The 24,541-nt window shown below is 60.6% G+C and carries 12 protein-coding genes and 1 tRNA gene; 5 read left to right on the forward strand and 8 right to left on the reverse strand.

The window, feature by feature from the left end; translation table 11 throughout:
- Window positions 1-190 precede the first annotated feature (190 nt).
- Together HLG82_RS06955 and HLG82_RS06960 are read right to left on the reverse strand one after the other, a co-directional pair.
- On the reverse strand, window positions 191-3,436 hold the full coding sequence (locus HLG82_RS06955) for a hypothetical protein (RefSeq protein ID WP_193326144.1): 3,246 nt from the start codon (window positions 3,434-3,436) through the stop codon (window positions 191-193).
- A gap of 315 nt (window positions 3,437-3,751) precedes the next feature.
- Window positions 3,752-4,944, reverse strand: a protein-coding gene (locus HLG82_RS06960) for an IS3 family transposase (protein WP_193326145.1) whose coding sequence is annotated in 2 segments (ribosomal slippage) — window positions 3,752-4,665 and window positions 4,665-4,944 — 1,194 coding nt in all. Because the reading frame shifts where the segments join, the coding sequence is not laid out codon by codon here.
- 236 nt (window positions 4,945-5,180) lie between these two features.
- Here HLG82_RS06960 and HLG82_RS10605 point away from each other — a divergent pair.
- A complete protein-coding gene (locus HLG82_RS10605; RefSeq protein ID WP_193327756.1) occupies window positions 5,181-5,525 on the forward strand; it encodes a helix-turn-helix transcriptional regulator in 345 nt (114 codons plus the stop codon).
- Here the strand turns inward: HLG82_RS10605 and HLG82_RS06970 are convergent.
- From HLG82_RS06970 to HLG82_RS06980, 3 genes are all read right to left on the reverse strand, one after another.
- Window positions 5,485-5,558 (reverse strand) — tRNA-Met (locus tag HLG82_RS06970). The genes HLG82_RS10605 and HLG82_RS06970 overlap by 41 nt on opposite strands.
- A gap of 229 nt (window positions 5,559-5,787) precedes the next feature.
- Window positions 5,788-11,385: an endo-alpha-N-acetylgalactosaminidase family protein gene (locus HLG82_RS06975; protein WP_193326146.1), complete on the reverse strand. Its 5,598-nt coding sequence runs from the start codon at window positions 11,383-11,385 to the stop codon at window positions 5,788-5,790.
- 311 nt (window positions 11,386-11,696) lie between these two features.
- Window positions 11,697-14,705 carry a UPF0182 family membrane protein gene (locus HLG82_RS06980; protein ID WP_369408114.1) on the reverse strand — a complete coding sequence of 1,003 codons (3,009 nt, stop codon included), beginning with the start codon at window positions 14,703-14,705 and terminating at the stop codon, window positions 11,697-11,699.
- 219 nt (window positions 14,706-14,924) lie between these two features.
- Here HLG82_RS06980 and HLG82_RS06985 point away from each other — a divergent pair, with 219 nt between their 5' ends.
- A complete protein-coding gene (locus HLG82_RS06985; protein WP_246462381.1) occupies window positions 14,925-15,509 on the forward strand; it encodes a PPA1309 family protein in 585 nt (194 codons plus the stop codon).
- Window positions 15,510-15,554: 45 nt separating this feature from the next.
- Here HLG82_RS06985 and HLG82_RS06990 read toward each other — a convergent pair whose 3' ends face one another.
- Window positions 15,555-16,685: a YlbL family protein gene (locus tag HLG82_RS06990; protein WP_193326147.1), complete on the reverse strand. Its 1,131-nt coding sequence runs from the start codon at window positions 16,683-16,685 to the stop codon at window positions 15,555-15,557.
- A gap of 103 nt (window positions 16,686-16,788) precedes the next feature.
- On the opposite strand from HLG82_RS06990, the gene HLG82_RS06995 reads away from it, so the two are divergent.
- Window positions 16,789-18,222, forward strand: coding sequence for a zinc-dependent metalloprotease (locus HLG82_RS06995; RefSeq protein WP_193326148.1), 1,434 nt, complete (start codon window positions 16,789-16,791; stop codon window positions 18,220-18,222).
- A 91-nt stretch (window positions 18,223-18,313) separates the two neighbouring features.
- A complete protein-coding gene (locus HLG82_RS07000) occupies window positions 18,314-19,264 on the forward strand; it encodes a ubiquitin-activating E1 family protein (protein ID WP_193326149.1) in 951 nt (316 codons plus the stop codon).
- A gap of 70 nt (window positions 19,265-19,334) precedes the next feature.
- Here the strand turns inward: HLG82_RS07000 and HLG82_RS07005 are convergent, their stop codons facing one another.
- Complete coding sequence (locus HLG82_RS07005) at window positions 19,335-21,332, reverse strand: ATP-dependent DNA helicase UvrD2 (RefSeq protein WP_255313845.1); 1,998 nt, start codon at window positions 21,330-21,332, stop codon at window positions 19,335-19,337.
- Entirely contained in the window at window positions 21,329-22,222 is an 894-nt protein-coding gene (nudC, locus tag HLG82_RS07010; protein ID WP_193326150.1) for an NAD(+) diphosphatase, read from the reverse strand. Before nudC ends, HLG82_RS07005 begins: the two co-directional genes overlap by 4 nt.
- A gap of 88 nt (window positions 22,223-22,310) precedes the next feature.
- On the opposite strand from nudC, the gene glgX reads away from it, so the two are divergent.
- Window positions 22,311-24,515 carry a glycogen debranching protein GlgX gene (gene glgX / locus HLG82_RS07015; protein WP_255313846.1) on the forward strand — a complete coding sequence of 735 codons (2,205 nt, stop codon included), beginning with the start codon at window positions 22,311-22,313 and terminating at the stop codon, window positions 24,513-24,515.
- Window positions 24,516-24,541: the final 26 nt, after the last annotated feature.

Genomic DNA, 24,541 nt, shown 5'->3' on the forward strand with positions numbered 1-24,541 from the left:
GAACTGTGTACAAAATTAGCCCGAGAACCATCAACCAACTCCACCCATGGGAAGACAGCCTCACCATCCGAAAAGGATGGATTCGAAGCTAACGACACGCCCGCATTAGACCCACGTTTTGTCTATTAACCCTCAAATAAGGGAGGGCAGCTACGCGTGCAGCTACCCTCCCTATAGATCCTAGGAAATCTTAGGAATCACGGCGGTGACGCGCGGCGTATCGCGAGGCACCAAGCAGGCCAGCACCACCAAAGAGGGCGAAGATGGAGGCCATCAACGTGCCATCCGTGGAGGCACCGGTGTAGGCGAGCTTTGCCTTGGGAGCGTCAGCCTTCGCAGTGACTTTGTTCGCCACAGGCTTGTCCGTTTCAGACTGAGCTGGAGCAGGCTCCTCAGCCTCCGTACCAGGCTCGGTCACCTCCGGATCAGCCGGGTTGACAGGCTCAACCGGGACGTTGCAGATCTCGATCGCGTCGGAATCAGCATAAGTTTTCTCACCGGCTGCAAGGACTTCCTTAGCCGAGGCGAGTGCCTCAGCATGGGCGTCACGGCCATCGATTGCCTTCTTGAGCACCTCACCGGCTTCTGCGAGGCTGGTCTGTGCCAAGTCGTTGGCAATAGTCACCTGCGCAGCAACTCCCTTGGCAGCTTTAGCTTCGGCCTTGGCAACCGCGAGAGCGTCGGCGAGAACATTGGCGTCGCCAGCCTCAAGCGAGAGGGCGTTCGCCTTGACAAGTTCGGCCCACAGCGCGCTAGCGTCTCCGGCCTCAACGGAGGCTTTCTGGGCTGCGAGCATCTGTGCATATTTCGCTCCAGCCTCTTCGCCGGCAGCGATTGCGGCCTTGTCCAGCGTCTTGAGCTCGTCCAACAGAACGTTGGCATCGCCAGCCTTAAGCGAGGACTTGTTCGCAGCGACCATCGCCTCGTGCTTAGCAGCAGCATCTTTAGCCGCGACGCCGGCCTCAGCGTTCTTCTGCGCGACAACCTCGGCCTTGGCCTTCGCGTCGTCACCGGCGGCGATAGCGGCCTTATTAGCAGCCTTCATCTCAGACTCGAGGGCGTCGACGTCAAAATCCTTGACGGCCAACCATGCTTCGTAGGCCTCCTGGACTGCCGCATCCGCAGCTTCTTCAGCCTGCTTGGCGGCAGCATAGTCAGCCTGAGCCTGCATGAGAGCCTCGCGCGCCGCCGTTTCTAACTGATCAGCCTCTTCAAAGGCCTTGCGCGCGGCCTTTGCCTTTTCGTCAGCCTGCTTGAATGCCGAGAATGCCGCGGAGGACTCTTCCTCAGTTTTCTTCAGTGCCTCATCTGCGGCAGTCTTTTCATTCTGCGCAGCTTCCCACACCTTGTGAGCCTTCGCCGTAGCCGCGCCCTTCTCATCTTCTACAGCCGTGGCCTTATCGAGAGCTTGCTGAGCCGTTGCCACAGCTTCATCTGCGCTGGCCTTGGCGTTCTCAGCATTGCGCACGGCCTCGCGAGCTTCCTGTGCAGCACTCTTGGCAGCTTTCAGTTCCTCGTCCGCCTTATTGAGCTCCTCCTGAGCCTTATCGATAGCAGCGTCGTTCGAGCTACCTTCCTGTGCGGCTTGAAGAGCACTGCGAGCCTCGGCTAGCTTAACCTTCGCAGCCTCCGCCTTTTTCTCGGCAGACTCAACCTCCTGACGAGCTGACTGTACCTGGGCGGCATACTCATTGTATCCAGCTTCAATTCTCTGGTATTCCGCATAGGCGTCATCGTATTGCTCCGCCTTATCCTTTGCGTCGGCGACTAAAGCGTCCGCCTCCGCCTTCAAGCGTGGAATAGCGCGCTCCAAATCTGCCAACTCGAGCACATCGTTGTGGTAATCACCGAAGGTCTTTTCTGCCAGGCGGTTATCTTCCGGAGAGAAGGTATCGTTGGCCTTGTTCTGAGCTTCCTGCCAAGCAGCCTTCTTTGCCTCAAGAGTGCGCTGGATGCCCTGAGCCTTGAGCGTCTTTTTTTCATGTTCGCGTGCCTTGGCATCAGCAACCTTGACTGCCTCTTCAGCCTCTCTGTGCAGCTTCTCGTACGTGTCCTTGGCTTCATTCTTCGCGGTGTTACGCGTGTGCGCGGTAGTTAATAGCCGGCTAACCTCTTCGGTCAGATCCGAGACAGCCTTTTCAGCAGTGGCGAGTTGCTGTTTCGCCTTCTCCACGGCGGCCTGCTTAATAGCCACGTCCTCAGCGTCAACCGTGCCGGCCTTGGCCTCCTCAGCCTCGAGGGTAGCAAGTTTCTCATTAGCAACTACTTTAGCTCTCTTGGCTTCATCATCCTTGGCCTGCTCAGTCTCTTTGGCCGCCGCAAGCTTCGTTGCTGCGTCCGCAGCCTCCTGCTTCGCTGATTCGAGCTCGGCCTCCTTGGCCTGTTTCACCTTTCCTGCGGCGATATGCTCATCGTTGGCAGCATGCATGGTATCAAACTTGGTAGCAACATCCTTGCCCGCGTTTTCAGCCCTCAGCTTGGCCGCATCCAATACCTTGCCCTTGGCACGAGCCACATCAGCAGTCTTCGTCCAAACAGTGTTGGCCTCAAGCATCGCCTCACGCTTCTCGGCCGCATCGCGAATCACCGGAGCCGCCTCATTGCGAGCCGCCACCAGAACCGCAAGCTTTTTGCGCGCTTCCTCACCGGCGGCAACCGCCACCTTGTTCTTGGCGATCACGTCTACCGTCCGTGCCTCGTTGACTTCCTTGGCGGCCTTCCATGCTTCGTAAGCCTCCTTGGCTGCTGTGTCCGCAGCCTCCTCAGCCTCGATAGCAGCATTGGAGTCGGCAAGCGCCTTCTGGGTAGCCTCGTTCGCAGCTTGCTCAGCCTCATCAGCGGCTACCCATGCCTCGTAGGCTTCCATGGCAGCCTGCTCAGCCTCATCAGCCTTCTGCCACTTCTCATAAGCCTCCTGGGCGAGCTTATCGGCGGCTTCCTCGGCTTCGGCGGCCTTCTCCCATGCCTCGAACGCCTCAATCGCAACCTTCTCAGCCTCATCAGCCTTCTGCCACTTTTCATAAGCCACTGAGGCTGCCTTCTCAGCTTCAACTGCAGCGTCATAAGCCTTCTGCGCAGCAACAACTGCATCCTTGGCAGTCTTAAGCCCTTCTTCAGCCTCGGTCAGATCAGCCGCAGCCTTATCGGCGTCCTTCTTCACGGCGTCGTAAGCCGCCTGAGCCTCATCAACATGCGCCTGGGCAAGATCGAGAGCCGCCTGAGCCTGCACAACCTTGCCGTGAGCAACCTCAACAGCGACGGAGATCATCTCCAGCTGATGCTGCTTTTCCTCAGGGGTCAAGCAAACCACGGTCTTCGCGGCTTCCTGCTCCGACGAAGCAGGAACGGCGGAGGCTACGGTGCCTGCGCCAACAACAGCCGCGCTCAAGGTCGCCGCCAGAGCCACCTTCATTGCGAGCGAATTCTTCGGTTTCATTCCATAATCTCCTTCGAGTAGTGAAGCTTCAGCGCGAGGCTCCGCTTCGTGAATGTCACGACCGGCGGTCGGCTACCGCCCCCAGCTATTTCTGAGGTTTTCAACTTACACCGACAAAAAATTGGCCCCGTCAGCCCCCAGGGGCATATGGAGACTCCCCCCGCAAACTCCTCGAAAAAGCGTTTTAGCTGGTAAGAGCCATACGAATGTCACAAACACAGGCACAAAAGCAACATATGAAATGCCTTACATGTCTACCTGGAGGCTTATCGCTTTTCGGGCCTGACCCCTGGAAAGTAGAGACGTCGGGGATAGCTAAGTTGCTTTGGTCGGTGTAGCTGAGTTTTGGGTTTCAAAGACGTCAGGGGCCAGCAGGTGACACCATGAGTGCCGCCGGCGAGTGTTGTAGCGCATGCACCACCGAAAGACTTCTTGGCGGCAGACCAACGGATTGTCAAAGACTTTCCGGTTACGCATCACCCCTCGTTTGAGCGTGGCGTTAAATGACTCTGCCAGAGCATTATCAGCACTGGTTCCCACAGCACCCATGGACTGGGCAATCCCTAGCGATGAGCAATAAGCCCTAAACGCCTGTGAGGTGTAGACACTGCCATGATCCACATGGAAGATCGCGCCATCAAGACTGCCACGAATGTTCTTAGCGTGAGTCAAAACATCGATAACCAGAGACGTACGCATGTGCTCTGCCAGCGCATGGCCAACAAGCTTGCGTGAGTACACATCAATGACCGTGGCCAGGTACATGTTCTTACCAGCCTTACACGGCAGGTAGGTGATATCACCAACATAGACCTGATTAGGGCCAGTAGCGGTGAAGTTACGATTGACCAGATCGGGCATGACTCGGCGGCCAGATGCGCCCTTGGTGGTGATATACCTGCGACGTTTAGTAAAGCCTTTGAGCTCCATGGCCTTCATGATTCGTGCGACCTTCTTGTGGGTGACCAGCTCAAGGTCTCTATCTTCTTTTAGGCTCGCAGCGATGCGTTTAGCCCCATAGAGACCATGTTCATCATCGAAGATGGTCTTAATCTTGGCTCCAACAAGAGCATCAGAATACATGCATTTCTGGCGTGTTTCGCGGGTGTTGGCCCACTTGTAGAAGGAGGAACGGTTGAGCTTGAGGACTCTACACATCCGCTTGACCGAGTGTTCGGTTCGGTAGTCATCAACAAACTGGAAGCGGATCATCAGCTTGTCTCTTCGGCAAAATACTTCGCAGCCTTACGCAGAATGTCGAGCTCTTCACACAGTTTTGCATTCTCACGTTCGAGCTCACGGATGCGCTCTGATTCGGTGGCGGCTTGGGCTTGGGCGCGAAGGGCTTTGGTGCGGCTGCCTTTGCCGGTTCCATCGGCCTTGAGCCAAGTATGCAGTGTGGCTCGGTTGATTCCGAGTTCGGCAGACGCGGCCTTTAAAGAGAGGTCCTCGTAATCTTCGTAAAGAGCCACGGCATTACGTTTGAACTCTTCACAGTACCTGGGCATGGTGGTAGATTACCTTTCTTCCCAACCCGACAGGGTCGGATATCAGGTGTCTACCCCACGGGGATCAGGTCCTCGAATGCCTCCGCCGCCTTACCAGTACTCAACAGCCCTCATCATTCCACCCTAATATTTTGCATGTCACGCAACTTGATCTGCAACGAACTGCGGTCGTGAGAGTATTTAAAGCCAAGCACGCTTTTATTGCATTAAACGCAACACTATGCGACAATTAGTTCATGAGCATTGCAAATGAGGTTTTTACGGAATCGGCATCTGCCGACACCCTAATTGGAGAGCAAGTACGCTTTTGGTTATTTCGACGCGGCCTCAACCAAGCTGATCTCGCAGCTGGTCTTGGGCTCTCAATACCCACAACGTCACGAAAGCTGGCCGGCAAGACCGCCTGGAGCGTAACCGATCTAGCGCGTGCAGCCGCCATCTTGAACGTCGACATCACTGACTTATTTAGACCAGAAGTCATCGCAAACGAGCAAAAGAAAATGGCCTCTCACTCCGAAGAGTTCGAGACCATTTCATCAGTGGCGGGGGCAGGATTTGAACCTACGACCTCCGGGTTATGAGCCCGGCGAGCTACCGAGCTGCTCCACCCCGCGTCGGCAATTAACAGCTTATTCACGAATCATTCAAGATTCAAGGCAAGGCGCGGTGCCCTTGCTCACCATTTAAACATCCATCAAGCGGCTCGCATCATCCAACCGATGAAACTGATCTGGTTATCTCCTGAAACGACTGCCTAGCTGAGCATGCTAAGTATGTTGACACAAGTAAGGGTGTTCTTCCCGGTCAGCACCGGGAAGAACACCCTTACATCAGGATACGGTCCTAGGCTCGACGCCGAGCCGCCAATACCGCTCCTGCAAGGAACAGCATTGCGCCCGCTCCGATCAGGCCGACCGAGTCGAAACCGGTATGCGAGAGTTCCGCCGACTTCTCAGCCACGATGGGAGCCTTGTACCCCTTCTGGTCCGGCAGTGTCAGCCCCGAAACGAACGGCAGTTCCGGTCCCGGATTCCCGGACGGCTTCGGCGCAGGCTTGTTCGGCTCAGATTGCGGATCTCCAGCCGGCGAGTCGACGACTTCGAAGGCCGCCTCTGCCGTGCTAGCGCCAACGATCCGTGCCGTGTGCTTGCCGAGCGCGAAGTCACTCGGAACAGTCCACGTCACCATCATGACGCCCTTCCCGTCAGCCTTAACTTCGGCAACCGTCACAGGATCAGAATGGACAGTCACCGTGAGTTTCTCTCCAGGCACGAATCCTGAACCGGTAATCGTGAGCGAAGAGCCTCGCTCGACCTTCAGGCGATCGACGCTTGCCGTGGGCTTGGCTTCCGCAGTCGGCTTGGGGTCCGGCTTCGGATCAACCGTCGGCTTCGGATCCGGCTTCGGGTCCGGCTTCGGGTCTACCGTGTCGACAACCGCGAATTCGGTCTCTGCCACGGACTCACCCGCGATTCGCACCACGTGTGCGCCAAGCTCGAGGTCGTCTGGCACCTTCCACGTGACGGTAATGCCGCCATTCTTGTCGGCTTTACCCTCGAAGACCGTCGCGAGGTCCGAATCGATGGTCACCGTGAGCTTCTCCTCGGGCGCAAATCCCGATCCGGTGATCGCGAGCGAAGAACCACGCTCAACGCTTTCCTTATCAAGGCTGACTTGGCCATTCGATTCGGGAGCCGGATCGGTCGAGTCATCCCCAGGCTTGCCAGTCGGCGCATCCCCGGGCTGGCCCGTCGGGTCGTCCCCGGGGACCGGGTCCATCTGCTCGCTACAGGTTCCGCCCAGGCGGATTTCACCAGCACCGCCGAAGGCTTGGCCATTCTGGGCGTTCAGGCCGGTCAGCTTGACGAACTTGCCCTCTATCGCGGGGAATTCCACGACGGTCGGCGCGGTGCCATCGGCGAACTGGCCCTCGGCAACCGGGTTACCCCACACCTTGCCATCCATCGAGACATAGATCTCGTAGCCCTTCATACGGCCGTTGGCCTGATTCTGCCGCGGGGTGTATTCAAGGCCCGTAAAGGTACAGGTCTTGTCGGTCGCAGCCTTCGGCTTGAGGGTAATGAAGTGCGGATAGGGAATGTCCGGCGACCACTGGGTGTGCCAGTAAGTGTTGGGGTCTCCATCGATCGCGGCAGCGGCCGGTCCGTTTGGCTTCGGCTCTCCCTGCTTTTGTTCGGAGCTCTGGCCGACGAGGGTAAGATCCTTGCCCCCAATTGGGTTAACAAGCTCAACCTTCGACGGATCCAGCGTGACCTCCGACGATCCCGTGCCCTGCGCATCTCCGACCTTCCAGCTGCCTGTGAAGACTAGCTTGCCCGGGTCGGCAGACTTCGCCACGGTGACGTCCCACGTTGCCACGGACGGTGCTCCCTTGACGGCCTCAGCCGAACCTGCCTTGGCAAGCTTGGCGTTCCAGCCTTCCGGGAGGGCAAGCTTGTGCTCGACCCCGGTAAGCTTGTCCTTGTAGGTCTCTACCTTTGTGGTCACGGTGTAGGCGCGGGTATCGGCGTCGCCCGCCTTTCCAGGCGTAACGTCGATCGAGGTCACCGGGATGACACCCAGATCCTCAACGCGGAAGTTGTCGAGCGTCAGGTCGCCCTGATAGTTTCCGCCAGTCTTCAGAATGCCGATGAAGGTCGTGTCTGCGCCGGCGAAGAACTCGGCCGAGAACTGCTTCGTGCCCGGACCGGACTGACCATCGGCTCCGCTCCATCCCTTGCCGCGCGCCGAAGGAATCGGCCATTGCTGATCGCCGGCCTGCTTCCAGCTGTTGCCGGAGGCCACGTCATGACCGACGAGCAATTGGTAGTCGCCGTCGTAGGCTGCCTGGTAGTCGAAGGAAACACGGTACGTGTGCTCGGCCTTCATGGGAACCGACGCCGAGGTGGTGCGCAGGATGAGGCCACCGGTCTCTTCGTGCGCAAGCAGGGACCAGTCGCCGTCGAGGACATTGTCAATGTACTTCTGGTTCTTGGCCGCAGGCTTCTTGGCGGCGACTGCTCCCCACCAGCCGGCTTGAGAGTACGGCTCGTGGCGAAGTGCGAGCTGCGTGCGTGCGTCTCCACGGTTGGCCGGGCCGGTGACGAAGGGCCAGTAGCCCGTGTCGGTATTCTCGAAGTTGGTGAAAGCGATCGTCTGCGCTGTCGGAGCCTTGTCAGTTTCGCTGAAGGCGACGACGCGCAGGTCATCCACCGCGACGCGCGCCTCACCAGCACCCACCTTGACCGAGAAGGTCATAGCCTTCCCGTCCGTGTGGAAACGTACCGGCACGCGCTGGAAATTCTTATGGAACTTCTCATCGGAAGCCGTCGAGTTCACGGCGCCCGAGTTGTTGATCGTCGTTGCAGGTTTACCTTCTACGACGGCCTGGTACTGAGCCGGTTTGACGACGCCGTCCTGGCCAGCAACCGATACCGTCACCTCGCGGGTCTTTCCGGGTTCGATTTCCACCCACGCCCATGCAGAGTAATCACCCGCGGGCAGGGTAATCGACTGGGAGATGGAACCCTCACCCTCACCGAATTCCGCTTGGAAGTTCCGGCGGTCCGAGGTGGCAACGGCGACCTTGCCGCTCGTCTTGTAGGCATCAAGCGTGCCGGAGAAGAATCCCGGATCCTTGAAGGCCGTGCCGTGGCCCCAATCGGGAGCGACGGTCTGCGGAAGCGCTTTCGTGGGGTACAGGACGTAGGCGGTGCCCGCCTTGGTCGCGGGGAGGCTGATAGAGCCATCGACAACAGCAATATCTCCGACTTCCACGCGGCCCGTATCGGTGAGCTCGTAGAGCTTCAGGATCGGCTGAGTGGCCCACGTGTTCGTGAGCTTCCAGGTTCGGGCCTCGCCTCCGGGGTTGTAGTAGTAGAGGCGTTCCTTGCCGCCGTCCTTCCATGGCAAGAGGTAATCGCCCTTGTCGTAGACGGTTGCGCCGTCGTAAGTCATGACGCGGTCACGGGCAATGCCGAAGCCGTCAACTGTGCGTTGTGCCGAGGTAACTTCAGTCCCGTTCTTGAAGGTGATTTTACCTGGTTCGTCATTAACGGCTTCCTTCCAGGTCATGATGTCCGACTGCTGAAGGAACTTCGCCGGAAGATTCTTGGTCCACACCATCTCGTGGAACTTGTTGTAGTCAACGTGGCCGGTCCAACCCTCGTATTCATAGACGTTCGCGTTGCCCAGCATGGGGTTCGGGTTAAAGGTGTCACGGTATGAGTTCTGGACGAAGCGGATGAGGTCCGAGTTTAGCCCCTTGTTCTCAGGCTTCTTGACATAGCTTTCGTCTGTTGCCCAGTGCGACCACGTCGAGGCCGTCGGGAGCGAGAACGCCCACTCGGAGGCTAGGCGCCAACCACGTTCCTGCATACGCCAGGCGAAGGCTTCGGCCTGCCATCCGCTCTCGTAGTAGACGTCCCAGTAGAGCCAGTTGAGGTTCGAGCCTTGGGGGAAGTCCTTGCGCAACTGGTCGAGACGCTTGAAGACGTTGCCGGTTGCGAGGTCTTTCTTGTCGTTCATCTTGTAGGCCTGGTTCATCCATCCCCACGCCAGTTCAGGGTCCATTCTCAGCTCGCACGGAGCAGCCTGTCCCTTCGGGTTCTTGGCAACATCGGTAAAGCCGTTGATTCCGTCAGAGAAGCACTTTGCTTCGGAGTAGCTTTCCGTGGCGTTCACGTGAATACCAAAGGTGGCGTTCCAGTCCTTGCCCTCTTCGACGAGGGTCTTGAGGTCCTTCAGCCCACCGGCTCGTTCGTTGTAGTTGTTGCCGTAGTCTCCCTGTGCGGAATCGTGTCCTTCGGCCTGGTAGCCCTTGAGGAGGACCTGCTGGCCGAGGTTGTCCGTGGCAAGGGCGACCCTCTTCGTGTCGTCGAGTGTGCGCAGGAACGGATGGGTCGCCTGGGAGACGATATTGAACGGAATGCGGGTGATCACGCGATTCTTTGTGTCCTCCATGCCAATAAAGTGGCGGAGGATATCGCGAGACGCAATGGCGGAGTCCTGCCAGTCAACGACGCCGTCGTTATTCGCATCATCAGTAATCTTGACCTGGATGAAAGGATCGGGCTCGGTGCCGATGCCGCCCTCGGGAGCGTACTTACTGACCGCCCCGCCACGGTAAACCCACTCGTAGGGAGAGACAGTCGCGATTCGACTGCCACCTCCATCACGTACAGCCAAAACGTAACGGTCATTACCCGAGGTGTTGGTCTTGGCGGTTCTGTCATCAATGGCGTTAGTCTCGAATCCGGCTGCGAGACCGTGGCCATAGGCCCCACCCATCCATACTGTGTATTGCCCAGCTGGAGACTTAGCGGCAGAGATTAATATGTCGCCTGAGCGGCCTCGATCTGTATCGATACGTGCACCGATCAAAGAGGATTCGGCATCATTGGCCGCGTTCACCGAAACAAGGTCGAGGCCAGGAATCTCGATCCGATTGATCTGACGACGTGGGTCCTCGATGTTGGTGATGCGGTAGTCCAGCACCTGATCCTTGACGGACATGACGACGTCGAATGAGGTCCCCTCCGAGGTCTTAAACGTCACCGGGTACGTGACCGACGTTTTGTCGCTAGAGATCACGGGAGCACCAACGGTTGCTGACGTCTCGTGGCCATCAATCTTCATCGTCGTCAACGCTTCACCATACTTACCGGGAAGCTGCTTGTCGCCGAGGCGATAGTCGACCACCTGCGGGAAGGCCGGATGCGTGCGAACCGTCAGCTTGCCATCAGTAATTTCAGGCGCACCCTCGGGAACCACAATTTCCACGGACTGGGCTGGTGTGGCTTCCTCCTCTTTATCGCTAGCCACAGCGGTGAAAGCCTGGAACTCGGCGAGGGATGCCGCCTCCTCCGGGGAGTCGTTGCCGCCCCAAGCGCTCTTGACCTCGACGCGCACGCACCGCGCGCTGACCGGATCGAAATCGACCGTCACAGGCTTGTTTGCTCCCTGGGCGGGCTGGGCAGGAATGTCAACTTCCTTCACAACTTCGCCGAAAAGATCCGCGATAGCCTGAGGATATGTGTCAGCTTCGTTACACGAGGGATCGTCACTGACGAAAATCGCGAACTTGCCGAAACGGCCCGAACTATTCGAGGACTGCCGGGGAGTCAGAACGACGCGACCGAGATTTTCCACCTTGCTTCCCAGATCGATGACGAGCTGATGCGGAAGCGGGTCCTTACCTTTCGCTGAGGACCACGCTGAGTGCCAATAGGTCTTCGTATCCCCGTCGAGGACAAGCTCGAGTGGCCCGTTGCTCCTCTCCCCTCCCGTCTCAACCGAATCCGTATACACCGCAACCATGTTCTTTTGCTCGATCGGTGAATACTCATATTTAGCGGCATAAGCGGGCGTGGACACCCCGCTCATCACGAGCGCGGCGCCCGCGACGAAGGCCGCGCTTCTTGCCAATGAAGTTTTTTGCATGTTTAGTCCTGTCGCTGGATTTCTTGGTGATGAAGCCCAGATGCACGTCGCTGTGCATCAGGTCCGAATGCTTCACTCACAAGGATAGCCAGTTCTCAGAAATCATTCAGCCAATTTGCAGAAAATACCTCATTAATCTTCCCACCTTTTGCCAATTTGTAAAAAGTGGGGTGTCTGGCTCAGCCCGCTTGTCCACTCCTGAGTCCTCACCGCCACACGCCCGCCCCCTCACACCGCCCGCACCGCGCTGGTGGCAACGCATACGTGTGGGGGCCCGGTCTCACCGACCAGGCCCCCACATGCGTCACGCTTTACTTGCCGCTGAGCTCCTGCTGAGCCTTCACGGCCTCGTCGATGGCCTTCGACAGCGCATTCTGGGCCTTGCCGTACTCGGCCCAGTTACCTGAGTTGAGCGCCTTGCTCGAGTCCTCGATGGCCTTCTTCGCGTCGGCCAACGCCGTATTCAAACGCTCCTGCGCGGGTCCGGCGGGTGCCGGGGCAGGCGTCGCGCTCCGCGTCGGCGCCGGCGTAGCGGCACCGCTGGGTGCAGGAGTCGGTTCGACGACGCTCGGGTCAACCGTTCCGCCCTCAACCGGGGCTTCCTTTTGCCCGACGACACCGGCGTCGCCCGCCTGCACGCCCGAATCTCCACCGAAGACCTGATCGAGGGACTCGTCAAGCGTGGGGGCAAATCCGACGTTGTCGCCGAAGAGCGTGAGAACGTACTGAAGTGTCGGGTACTGCGTGCCCGAGGACGCCTGGACGTAGATCGGCTGGACGTAGAGCAAGCCATCTCCGACCGGCAGCGACAACAGGTTACCCTGCAGGATCTCGGTTCCTCCTTGGCGGAGAAGGTTGAGATCGGTCGACACTTTAGGGTTCGCAAGCATCGTGTTTTCCGCCTGACCCGGGCCCGGAACCGTCAGGTCACGCGGGAGTTCAAGGAGGCTGAGTCGGCCGTACCCCTCCCCCTTGACGCCCGTCTGGTTGCCGGCATCGCCGGACGCGGCAAGGAAGCCGGTCATAACGTTACGGTTCGTCCGCCCTCCCGGAATGTAGGAGGTCGTCAGCGAGAACGCCGTCTCCTTCTGCCCCGGCATCTTAAGCGTCAGGTAGTACGGGGGCTGGTTCGGCGTCGTCGGACCGGCGGCCTTGGTCGGCTCGAGCGGGACGTTCCAGAAGTCGCCTCCGGAGTAGAAGGACTTGGCGTCCTTGACGTGGTAGCGGGCGAGCAATGCGCGCTGGATCTTAAAAAGATCCTCCGGGTAGCGAACATGGGCGATGAGGTCGCCGGGCATCTGCGCCAACGGAGTGATCTGTCCGGGGAAGATCTTCTTCCACGCGTTGATGATGGGGTCCTCGTCGTCCCACTGGTAGAGGGTCACCGAACCGTCGTAGGCGTTCACGATTGCCTTCACGGAATTGCGGATGTAGTTGATTTCCTCCGGCCGCTGCAGTCCCAGCGCCTGAGTGGTCGCGTCGGTTGTCGCTTTGGTGAGCGTCTCACGCGCAGAGTAAGGGTAGTTGTTCGACGTCGTGTAGCCGTCGATGATCCATACCAGATCCTTCTTAGTGGCCGGATCGTTGTCCATGTCGATGACGGCGGGAACGGCCTTCGTGTCGAGGGTCAGGTAGGGGGCGACTTTGCGCACGCGCTCGTGGGGGTCACGATCGAAGAGGATCTGAGACTTGGAGGTGACGCGATCGGAGAAGAAGACGTCGGTAGAGCTCATACGGATGGCGAACATGAGGCGCTCGAAAGCATTCCCCACGCTCGGGCCACCGTTGCCAGTGTAAGTGTTCATCACCTGGCCGTTGGTGGCTGAGTCGTCCGGGTAGTCAAGCTCCCACGGGTCCGACCCTTCCGGCGCCCCGACGATCGAATACGACGGCGAGTGTTGGCCAAAGTAGACGCGCGGCTCGTATGCCCCAAGCTCACCGCTGGACGGAATACCGGCTTCCCAGAAGGCCGGATCGCCGCGGGAGGTAATGGTATTGCCGTAGGCAGCCGCCACGCCGAAGCCGTGGGTGTAGACGGTGTGGTCGTTGACCCAGGATCGACGCTCAGCATCGAGGCCATCGAGGTTCAGCTCACGCACGGCGATCACCGTGTCACGAGTTTCGTTGCCGATCTTGTAACGGTCGACGGTCAGCGGCTCCTTGAACTGGTAGTACTGCCGGTTCTGCTGGAGCTGATTGAACGAGGGATCAACGATGTTGGGATCGAGGAGACGAATCTGCGCGGCGGTCTCCGAGTCCTTTCGCAGCTGGCCCGGCTCCACATCGGTTCGGGCATCGTACTGTTGGGTTTCCACGTGCGCCATGTCGTACGCCTTGAGCGTCGCGTCAATATTGCGCTGAATGTAGGTGGACTCGAGTTCAGCCGCGTTCGGGCGAACCTTGAAATTCTCGATGAGAACCGGGTAGAGCATGGTGACTACAAGAGCCGTGGCGATCGTGGCAGCGATACCCACGATCGCGGGCTTCCAACGACGCCGTAGCGCGGCGAACACAAAAAGTCCGGCGACGAGGACCACGGCGATCGCGAGGATCGTCAGACCCGGCTTGGAAGCGTTGATGTCCGTGTAGGTAGCGCCCGAGAAGCGCTGATTATTGCCAAGCAGAAGGTCGTAGCGCGCAAGCCAGTATTTCAGCGCCACCACGAGGGCACCGAGTGCAAGGAGCACTCCGAAGTGTGCCTGGGCCTTCTTGGAGAACTTGATGCCCGTCGGCGTCGCCGAAATTCCTTCGGTAGCCCAGTAGGCGGCGGCAGCGACCACGAGGGAAATCACTAGGAGCGTGACCACGAACCCCACCAGGGCGTGGATTGCCGGCAAGGCAAAGACGTAGAAGGAGACGTCGAGCCCGTACTCCGGATCCGTGGTGCCAAACGGCGTGCCGTTAAACCACAGGAGGAAGGTCTGCCATGACGTGGACAGCCCCGCGCCAAAAACAGCACCCACCGCGGCCGGAATGAGCCCGTACACCAGCCACCGGCGGCCGAGCACGTTCTTCGCTCCGGCAACCACGCCGCTTGCCTCTTCCTTATGCTTGCCGATGGCAAGGCGGAGGTTCACGGCGACGACGCCGAAGACGACTAGGAAGCCGATCACGCCAAGCGCGATCGCTGCGCCGTACTGCGTCCAGAACACGCGCGCGGCCTGGATCTGTTCGAACCACTTAAGCTCTGTCCAGAAGTTAGCAAAAATGACGACGGCAAACACGAGTGCGCCGAGTACCACCAGGGTGGGCATAAAGGCACCACCCAACGGGGATCGGCGGTTGTCAGGCTTGCCAAGCGGAGCCATGGGAATGGTCAAGATAAAACCTCACTTCGCGCCCGATTTCGCGGGCGACGTCAAGCCGCGAGGGCAGTTACATCTTCCAAAACCGTATACCAGATGGCTAGGCGAATTCCATGTGGTTCCGCTCAAAGCGGGCGGCACATCTCTCCGGCCGCTGCCCGCCGGCTGCCCAGCCGCCCACGTAAGCTCGCCGCGAGGGGGCTTGAACCCAGCACGATGTGAAAGAATGTGGGCGTGAATGAACAATCGAAGACCCCGATGACCCGCTCTCTTGAGAAGTCCACCCTCGAGATCGAGCGCCACGTTGCTACCGGCGGGTGGGACGCCCCCATGCGCCTGTTCGCGCTCGCGCTCGCCAAAAACGCACTCGCGCAGCATCCCGAGCTCGCCTCCGAGCTGCCCGCCGATGTTCAGGCCGAGGCCATTACCGATGAAACCACCCTGTTTTCCATCGAGCAGGAAGACCTGCCGCAGGTGGACACGATTGAGGATCTTGTGAGCCGAATCGTGTGGCCCGAGGAGGTCGACGGCGCTGCCCTGTCCGTCGAACGCATCATCCTCCCGCCGGGTACCGAGGTGGCACTGCCTGAGGACCCAGTCGAGGCCGAAAAGGTTCTCGCTGCGCATCCCGACCGCCAGGATGTTCGTATCGTCGTCTCCGTCCTTCGCTCTGGGGAGACCTGGTGCGCGATTCGGATGCGCAAGTTCGACGACGACGCCAAGATCCTCTCCGGGGCCAACCTCGTCCCCGGCTTGGTTGAGGGGTTGAAGATGGGCTTCGCCCAGGACCCGGAGTTTCCTCAGGAAGGACTCGCCTAGTCCGCCCGGTACCTCCCGCCCGGCCGACACCGGGGCTGGCGGCCGCTATTTGGTTGCGTCGGGCAGAGCCGAGCAGGGCGTCAGGCCGCTGGTGTCTCCCGAGGCGATTGCCGACGCCGCCTGGGCGGCCTGCCCGATCGTGCGCACGGCCCAGATCTTGAGCCCGTCCGGCTCGTAGCCGATGGTCTCGGGGCAGTTGAAGGCCGGCGCGAGGAAGTCGGTGGCACCCGCCTCACGAGCGCCCTCGAGCTTGTGCCGGATTCCACCGATAGGGTCGATTTCGCCGTCCCACGCGATCGCCCCGGTTCCGGCGATCACTGATGCCCCACCGAGGGACCCGGGCGTGATCGCGTCGTAGATGGCGAGCGTAAACATCGAACCGGCCGATGGGCCTCCGATTCCTTCGACGACGTAGCTCACCTGCGCCGGCAGTTTGACGTCCGTGACCTGGACATACACTCCGAGCGCCGAGCCGGGGTGGAGCCAGCCGGTGGGGTCCGGTTCGAAGCCGCGCGTCCTCGTCGTGACGGCGGTAGGCTCTCCCCCGCGTTGGACATGAAGGACTACCTCGCTCCCGGCGGGCGTGAGGTCGAGAACGTCGGAGAGTTGGCGGAAGGTCTTGACAGGTACGACGCCGTCCGGGCCGGCTTTCGCCAAGGTGAGTGAGGGAACCTCAATCCCCGTCAGGACGTCTCCTTCTTTGAGCAGCCCCGCGGCCGGAGAATCGTCGGGCACACCGGCGATCGACAGTGTCATCGACACGTCCAAGCCAGCCTCCTCGAAGGCGACGGCCGCGGCCGTGTCTTGGGAGCTAGTCATGAGCATCTTGTTGCGTTCCTCAATGTCGGAGGAGCTCACCTGCGCCGGATACAGGGCGCGAACCGGCACAACCTCCTCGCTGCGATTAAGCAGTCCGCTGGCGACGAGGGCGCCCGAAATTCCGGTGTCGGCGTTTCCGAGCGACGTCACGGTGGTCATGAGAAAGTGGGTATCCGACTCGTGGGTCTGTGTGCCCGTCACGGAGACGATCTCCTTGCCCTCCATCGTTTCCGTGACATCTAAAACTGGGCCTGCAGACTGGACGATGTAGGACGTGGGCATCACTGCCCCCACCGCAAGCAGCGCCAGAAAGATACTCCCTGCCATGATGTGGCGTGGAGGACGACGAAAATCCATGGGACCTCATTTCCCGTTGCTATTTCGCGCCCGGCGCACCGTCGGCGATTGTCCGCGCGGGCGAGGGCAATTACCCTTATCGAGTACCCCTGAGGAGGAAAAGATGAGCAACACCGATCATAACGGTCAGGGTGGGTCGGACGATAGCTGGCAGGAGCGGCTTCGCGCGATCCTTGGGCCACAGGCAGCCGAGGAAATCATCAAGCAGATGAAACGGCAGGGCCAGGATCCCAACGCGATGATGGCGCAGATGATGGACCCGGCCAACCTTGCGATGGTGACCAATCAGATCCAGCAGCTACTCGGCTCCTCGGGCGAGGGCCCTGTCAATTGGCAGATGGCCGAGCGCGTTGCGCGCGAAACCATTACCGCCAAGAACCTCGACCGCCTGACGGCCGAGGCGGGTCAAAAGGCCCGTGATTCTTTGCGCACCGCCTCCCTTTGGCTGGATGCCGCCACCGCCCTTGACCCGACGACGGGCCCCAACATGGCCCTGTCTCGCCTGGATTGGGTGGCGCATTCCCTGCCGACCTTCCGCAAGCTTCTTGACCCGGTGGGCGCAAACGTCGCCCGCGCGTTTGGTGAGATCTTCCAAAGCCAGGCCGAGCACATGCCGCCGCAGCTGGCAGGCATGCTCGGCGATCCGTCGGAATTCTTGGGCAAAATGATGGGCTCGGTACTCGGCGTTCAGTATGGTGGGGCCTTGGCGGAGTTGGCCGTGGAGAGCTTCGGATCAACGGATACCGGTGTGCCCTTGCTTGAAGGTTCCTCGGCGGTGCTCGTGCCGACGAATATCGTGGAGATGGCCAATGATGTGGAGATCTCTAACGAGGAGGTCCTCCTCTATGTCGCCGTCCGCGAAAGCGCTGCCGCCCGCCTCTACACACGCGTGCCGTGGCTGCGCCCGCGCTTGATCGACACGATCGCGGAGATTGCCTCGGGCTTTGAGATCGACATGGACTCGATCGAAGAACAGGCCCGCGGGCTACGCGACGGGATGGCCTTGAACCCTGGCGGCATGCCCGAAATCGACATGACGCGCATCTTCGTTCTCGACCTTTCCGAGGAACAGCTCGACGCCGTGGCGCGCCTTCAGCTACTGCTTTCCCTCATCGAGGGGTGGGTCTCGGAGGTGACCGCCCGCGCGGTCGCCCCTCATCTACCCAACGGTGTGGCGTTGCATGAGCTTTTCTCCCGCCGGTATGCCACTGACAATCCGGCCAAGCACGTGTGGGTGGCCCAGCTCGGAATCGAGCTCACCCCACGTCTGCAAAGGGAGGCCGCCGCGTTTTGGGCGATGGCCGAGTTCAAGAAGGGCATCGACGCGCGCGACGCGATGTGGGCCCACCCCGATCTGCTTCCCAACGTTGACGCGATCGAGAAACCTGAGGCCTTCTTCGGCGGCGAGACCGCGGACATTGAGGCCGAGTTGGACTCCTTCCTCGAGGGCCTCTTCAACGACGCTGAACAGGGCCCGGCCCCTCACGAGCCTGGCTATGGCGAGGCACTCGGGCCGGAGGATTCTGCACAGGCGTGAGCATAGCGCGTGCCATTCACAGGCGCTTGTTTCATCCACAACGGTGATTTAAGCGGGTTGGCATGGGGCCGGCGCAGGTAGTGTCGGCCCCATGCAGTTAACTACGGCAGTGTTTTGGACCGACCGGTGGCAGGCCCAGGTCGGGCTCGATCCTCGTATTGCCATCAGCCTCGATGGACTGAGTAAGGAGGAGTTGGGGCTCGTCGATTCGCTCACGCGTGCTCAGGAAGAGCCTGAGGTCAAGCTCCGCGCGCGAGTTGCGGGAATTGCGCCCGAACGTCTGCGTTCCATCCTGTCCATGCTCGAGCGGGCAGGCGTACTCGTCAATCCTTCCGTGGGCATCGATCATCAGCCCTGGCGCAGGATACGCAACACCCTCCCCCAGCGCGCCGGGCGCCACGTGCATATCGCTCGTGTCGACTATCTGGGCGCGGGAATTGCACTAGCCCTCGCCCGTTGTGGGATCGGGACGATCACCACCGATGACATCGGGACTGTGGCCTCCAACGATCACCCCGCGATGAAAGCCGTAGGATTGGGGCGCACGCGCTCGCAGGCACTCAAGACGCTCCTGCGCCGGGAAGCGCCGCACATCCGCTTTGGCAAGCTCGACTCGGGTAGGCGCCCGGATCTGGCCGTCGTCAGCGGCGCTTACGCGTCTGATCCGGTCACGGTTGGCATGCTCTTGGGCGAATCGGTACCGGTCTATCAGGCATGGATCGAGGAGATCGATCTTTACGTCGGCCCTCTGTCCATCCCCCACGAAACGGCGTGCGGAAGCTGTCTCATGCTCCACCGCGAGGACCTCAATCCGCATTGGCGAACCATCTGCAGGCAGGCGTGTGCCGCCACGGCGCTCGTGCCAGAGACGACCTCGGCGATGATGGCCATCTCCCTGGCTGCCCGAGATATCGTCGCTTGGTTTGACGGCGCGCCGGCACCGGACATGTGGCGCGTGGGCCCGGCTCCCTCGGTCCCGGAGCAGCTCGTCCTGGAGCCTCATCCCTCATGCGGCTGCACCGCCTCTCATGGAGCCGCATGACCGGCGTAATGTCCGGCGCGGGTACGCTCGGCGTGGCTGGCTGACCGGCCTCATCGGGCCCGCGGCGAGCCTAGCGGCCGTATCCCAGCGGTCTTCCATTGACGATGGTGAGGATATCCATCCCATAATCGGTGAGCTTGCGCGTGCCGATTCCTTTGACCCGCCCGAGCTCGCCCAAATCCTTCGGCTTCTTCTGCGCGATCTCACGCAGGGTCACGTCATGAAGAACGAGGTGGGCAGGTTTACCGGTTTGTTGAGCGACGGCGAGCCGCCACATCCGCAGCTCCTCGAAGAGCGGCACGTCGTGCGGGTTATCCTCGGCCCAGTGCTCTTTGGCTTCCCGCGACGCCCGCCGCGAGCGCGTGGTACGCGATTGCGGCTTGGGCCAATGTTCCTCGAGAAAGCGGGTGAGCTTGCGGGTGGCGCGGCCACGATTGTTTTCTGCATACGAAATGTAAAGCTCGTCTCGTGCGCGGGTGATACCCACGTAGAGAAGGCGGCGTTCTTCGGCGATGGCGTCGCTGCCCTTGGCATGGGAAATCGGCATGAGTCCCTCGCTCATGCCGACGAGGAAGACTGCACCCCATTCAAGGCCCTTCGCGGCGTGTAGTGACGAAAGGGTGACAGCGTTTGACACGGGCTCGTTGCCCAGTTCGGCGCGTTCTTCAAGTTCGGCGATGAATTCGGCGAGGCTGGCTCGGCGCTTGTCCCACATGTCTTGGGCGAGTTTGAGCAGAGCGTTGAGGGACTCCCATCGTTCCTTAGCGGCCCCCGCCGCAGGAGCATCGGGCCTCCAGCCCATGCCGAACAGCGTCTCTTCGACAGCCTGGGGAAGCTCACTGGTGACGGGCCCACGCGCCACGGCTCTGATGGCAACCATCGCGTCTTTGACCTCCCGACGCCGGAAGAAGCGCTCCGAGCCCTTCATCTCGTAGGGAATTCCCGCCTGGGCAAGCGCGGTTTCGAATTCCTGGGACTGGGCGTTGGTCCGGTAGAGAATGGCCATATCGGAGAGTGCCATGCCCTGGGCTTGCAGGGACAGTATTGCCCCTGCGACGTTGGCCGCCTCAGCGGCATCGTCGGAATAGGACTGGTAGGAAACCGGGCGGCCCGAGGCGAGGGCCGAGACCAGTTCGACGCCAGCCTCCGAGCGGTCGGGGGCGATGACGGCGTTTGCCAGTTCGACGACCTGTGGAGTGGAGCGATAATCCCGGTTGAGTTTGACCGTGCGGGCGCGGGGAAACTCTTTCTTGAAGTTCTCGAGGTAGCGCGCGGACGCGCCCGTGAAGGAATAGATCGTCTGCGAGACGTCGCCGACGACGCATAGGTCACGCCGGTCCCCCAGCCACAGCTGGAGGAGACGGTGCTGCATTGGTGAGACGTCCTGATATTCGTCCACCACAAAGTGCTTGTACTGCTTGCGCACGGTTGTGGCAATATCCGGCCGATCGTGGAGAATCCCGATGAGGATGATAATGACGTCCTCAAAATCGATGACCGCACGTTCTGCCTTGACCTCTTCGTAGGCGCGAATCAGCGCGGCAATTTCGGCATGCGAGTATCCGGCGACCTCAGGACGGCCTTGGGAAGTGGCCGCCTCGGCGTATTCGCTAGGGGCAATGAGGGAAACTTTGGACCATTCGATCTCCGCAGCCATGTCCCGGACAGAAACCTTATCCACGCCCATTCCAAGCCGGGCCGCGGCGCTGGCAACCAGGTTGACCTTAGATTCTTTAATCTCCGGCACGCGCCCGCCGATCGCATTCGGCCAGAAATAACGCAACTGACTCAGCGCCGCCGAGTGGAAGGTGCGGGCCTGGACCGAGGGCACGCCTAGGTCACGAAGCCGCGAGCGCATCTCGCTCGCTGCACGGTGAGTAAAGGTTACTGCGAGGATGTTCTGGGCCTTGTGTTGGCCCGAGCGCACGGCGTAGGCGATGCGATACGTGATTGCGCGCGTCTTGCCGGTGCCCGCACCGGCAAGAACCGCCATCGGCCCGTTGACGTTGACGGCCACCTCCCGTTGCCGCGGATCCAGGTTTTCGAGCATGTCCTCTATATTGTTCACTTTCCGCCTTCCTCCAAGGGCCCGCCATACCAGTCTTCCATGAGGGCCCGCGCCAACGACGTCGGCCCTGGCATACTCTGCGGATCAGCCGCAAACATCTGGCGCACCTGTCCACGGGTGAAGAAACCCGCCTGAGCAATCTCAACGCCATCCGGCACAGCGCTTGGCTCCAGTTCGACCGTCCATCCGCGAAGGCCCACCATGAGGGAACGCGGATAGGGCCACGGTTGGGAAGCGACGTATTCCAGCCTGCCGACCCGCACTCCGGCTTCTTCCCACACTTCGCGACGCACCGCGTCCTCCACGCTCTCCCCCGCTTCCACGAAGCCCGCGAGCGTGGAGAAGCGCCCGTCGCGCCAGCGCCGGTTACGGCCCAGGAGGATTCGCCCGTGGCCGTCTCGTATGGCCATGATGACGGCGGGATCTATCCGAGGAAAGGTTGCATGACCCTCTTCGCATTCCATGTGCCAGCCCGCTTCACGCAGGCGGGTGGGTTTGCCGCACATGGAGCAGAACTTCGTGCACACCTGCCAGTTAGCCAGAGCGAGGGCCTCCATCGCGAGCGCCGCTTCGATGTCGGAAAGAAGGTGGCCGACCTCGCGTAACGGAGCGAAGCCCAAGCTCGCGATGGAGGGTGCGTTTCGTGACGTGCCGGCATTTCCCATCAGATAGCGCACGCCCTCGAATGTACCGAGATAGGAGGCGATAAGGCCCGTCTGGGTAAACTGCGCTCGGGGCAAAAAGGCAAGTGAGCCTTCGCTGTAGGAGACCGTATCCCCGTCAACGAGCAGGTAGCGCCCGCGATCGTCGTCCAGGATCGCGCGCATGTCGCAACGCGAATGCCCGTCCCTATCGTGAATCTTGCGCGGTCCACTCAGCTGTCCATACATCTTGCCTCCTGCCACAACTCTACTTCCACCCTCCGACACCTTTTCACACGCCTTTCGAATCCCCTCATAACCTGCCACAATAGATGCCGTGACTTCCCAGCTATCCACAAGGCCAGTTTCGCGTTATATCGCGCGCGAACCCGAACCGAGCATCCCCGTCTCGGGTCCCGTCCGCCTGGGCGCCCACTTGAGCGCCCAGGGCGTCGATGTGGCGGTCATGGCCGCTCACGCGACGGCCGTCGAGGTGTGCTTTGTTGACCGCACCGAATACCACACCTCCGAACGCCGATTCCGCCTGCGCAAATCCCACCACGGAATCTGGACCGGCCACATCCCCGGTATCCGCGCCGGACAGGCCTACGGGTATCGGGTCCACGGCCGCTGGGATCCCGATCAGGGGCTACGTCACAACCCGGCCAAGCTCCTCCTCGATCCCTACGCGCGCGCAGTTACGCACACCCCCGAGTTGCATCCCGCGCTCTTTTCTCACGTTGTCGACGCCGATCTGAACCCAGATTCGACGTTCCAAGCTGACCAACGCGACTCGGCGGAAGTTGGGGCGCTCGGCGTCGTCATCGAAGAACATACCCCCTCGGTGTACCGCCCCAACGTGCCGTGGGACCAAACGGTCATCTATGAAGCACACGTCGTGGGCCTGACGAAGAAGCTTCACGCCATCCCTGAAGAGCTGCGTGGCACCTACGCCGGCGCCGCCCATCCGGTCACCATCAATCACCTGAAGTCACTCGGTGTCACGGCGATCGAGTTCCTGCCCATCCACGCAAAGATGAGCGAGCCCTTCTTGACCAGGCAGGGTAAAGAAAACTATTGGGGTTACAACACTCTCAACTTCTTTGCCCCCGAACCTTCATACGCAATGGCCTCGAGCCGCGCCGCCGGACCGCAAGCGATCATCGACGAGGTCAAGGGCATGGTCAAGCTCTTGCACGAAGCCGGGATTGAGGTCATTCTCGACGTCGTTTACAACCACACATGCGAAGCAGGGCCAACCGGCCCCACCGTGTCGTGGCGTGGTCTCGATAACTCGATGTACTACCGCCACGACGCCCAGCATCCTGGCCAGATGATCGATACCACCGGCTGTGGAAACTCCCTCGATTTTCGCCGCATGCCGGTCATCTCTCTCACTCTCGACTCGTTGCGTTACTGGGTGGAGCAGATCGGCGTGGATGGCTTCCGTTTCGATCTTGCCGTCACGCTCGGCCGCGAGGGCGATTCCTTCAACCACATGCATCCGCTGTACGTGGCGATGGCCAGTGACCCGGTCCTTTCCAATGTTAAGCTCATCAACGAGCCGTGGGACGTGGGCAATGGCGGCTGGCGAACGGGCCAATTCCCCGCCCCGACTGCCGATTGGAATGACCGCTTCCGCGACACCCTGCGCTCCTTCTGGGTCACCGAACCTGCCGCCATCATGCACGGTGGGCAAGGAGGCGATCAGCGCGATCTCGCCACACGTATCGCCGGCTCAGCTGACCTGTTCGGTCACGGTCGCATACCTGGCGGCCGTGGGGTGTATGCGTCGGTCAACTTCATCACCGCTCATGATGGTTTCACCATGAATGACCTCGTGAGCTACTCCAACAAGCACAACGAAGCCAACGGCGAAGATAACCGTGACGGCACGGACAACAACCGTTCGTGGAATCATGGCGTTGAGGGACCAAGCGACGATCCGAAGATCTGTTCCGCCCGCCGCCAGTCGATGCGCAACATGTTCGCTTCACTGATTTTCGCCGTGGGCACCCCCATGATCGTGGCGGGCGACGAAATCCTCAAGACCCAGGGTGGGAACAATAACGCCTACTGCCAGAACAATGACATCTCATGGATCAACTGGGATCTGGATGACGACCAGCGCAACATGCTCGAGACCGTCTCCTATCTCTTGCGACTTCGCCGCGATCACCGCGTCTTCCGGCCCACGAGCTTCTACACCGGAAACCACGCCGAGGGGGACGCGATTGCCGACATCGCCTGGCTCGATCACACCGGCGTTTTCATGCCCGACTACAAGTGGTTTGATCCAGGAGTCCGCCTCGTCCAGGCGCTACGTTCGGGCTTCGGGCAGGACGCCGACGCGCTCCTGGTCATTAACGGCCATCCCGATTCTCGCGTGGTTCAGCTCCCGCAGGGGCGCGGAACGCCGTTCCGCCTCGAGTGGTGTTCGACGTGGGACAGGCCCAGGCGCACTACCCCTACGTATGCCCCTGGCGCCCTCACCCGTGTCGATCCCTTGTCGCTCACGTTGTTCTTTGCCAACCCGCAGTAGCTTTCGCCGAAGCGCTCCGCGGAAGC

It is taken from the genome of Trueperella pecoris (assembly GCF_014926385.1).
GTDB lineage: Bacteria > Actinomycetota > Actinomycetes > Actinomycetales > Actinomycetaceae > Trueperella > Trueperella pecoris.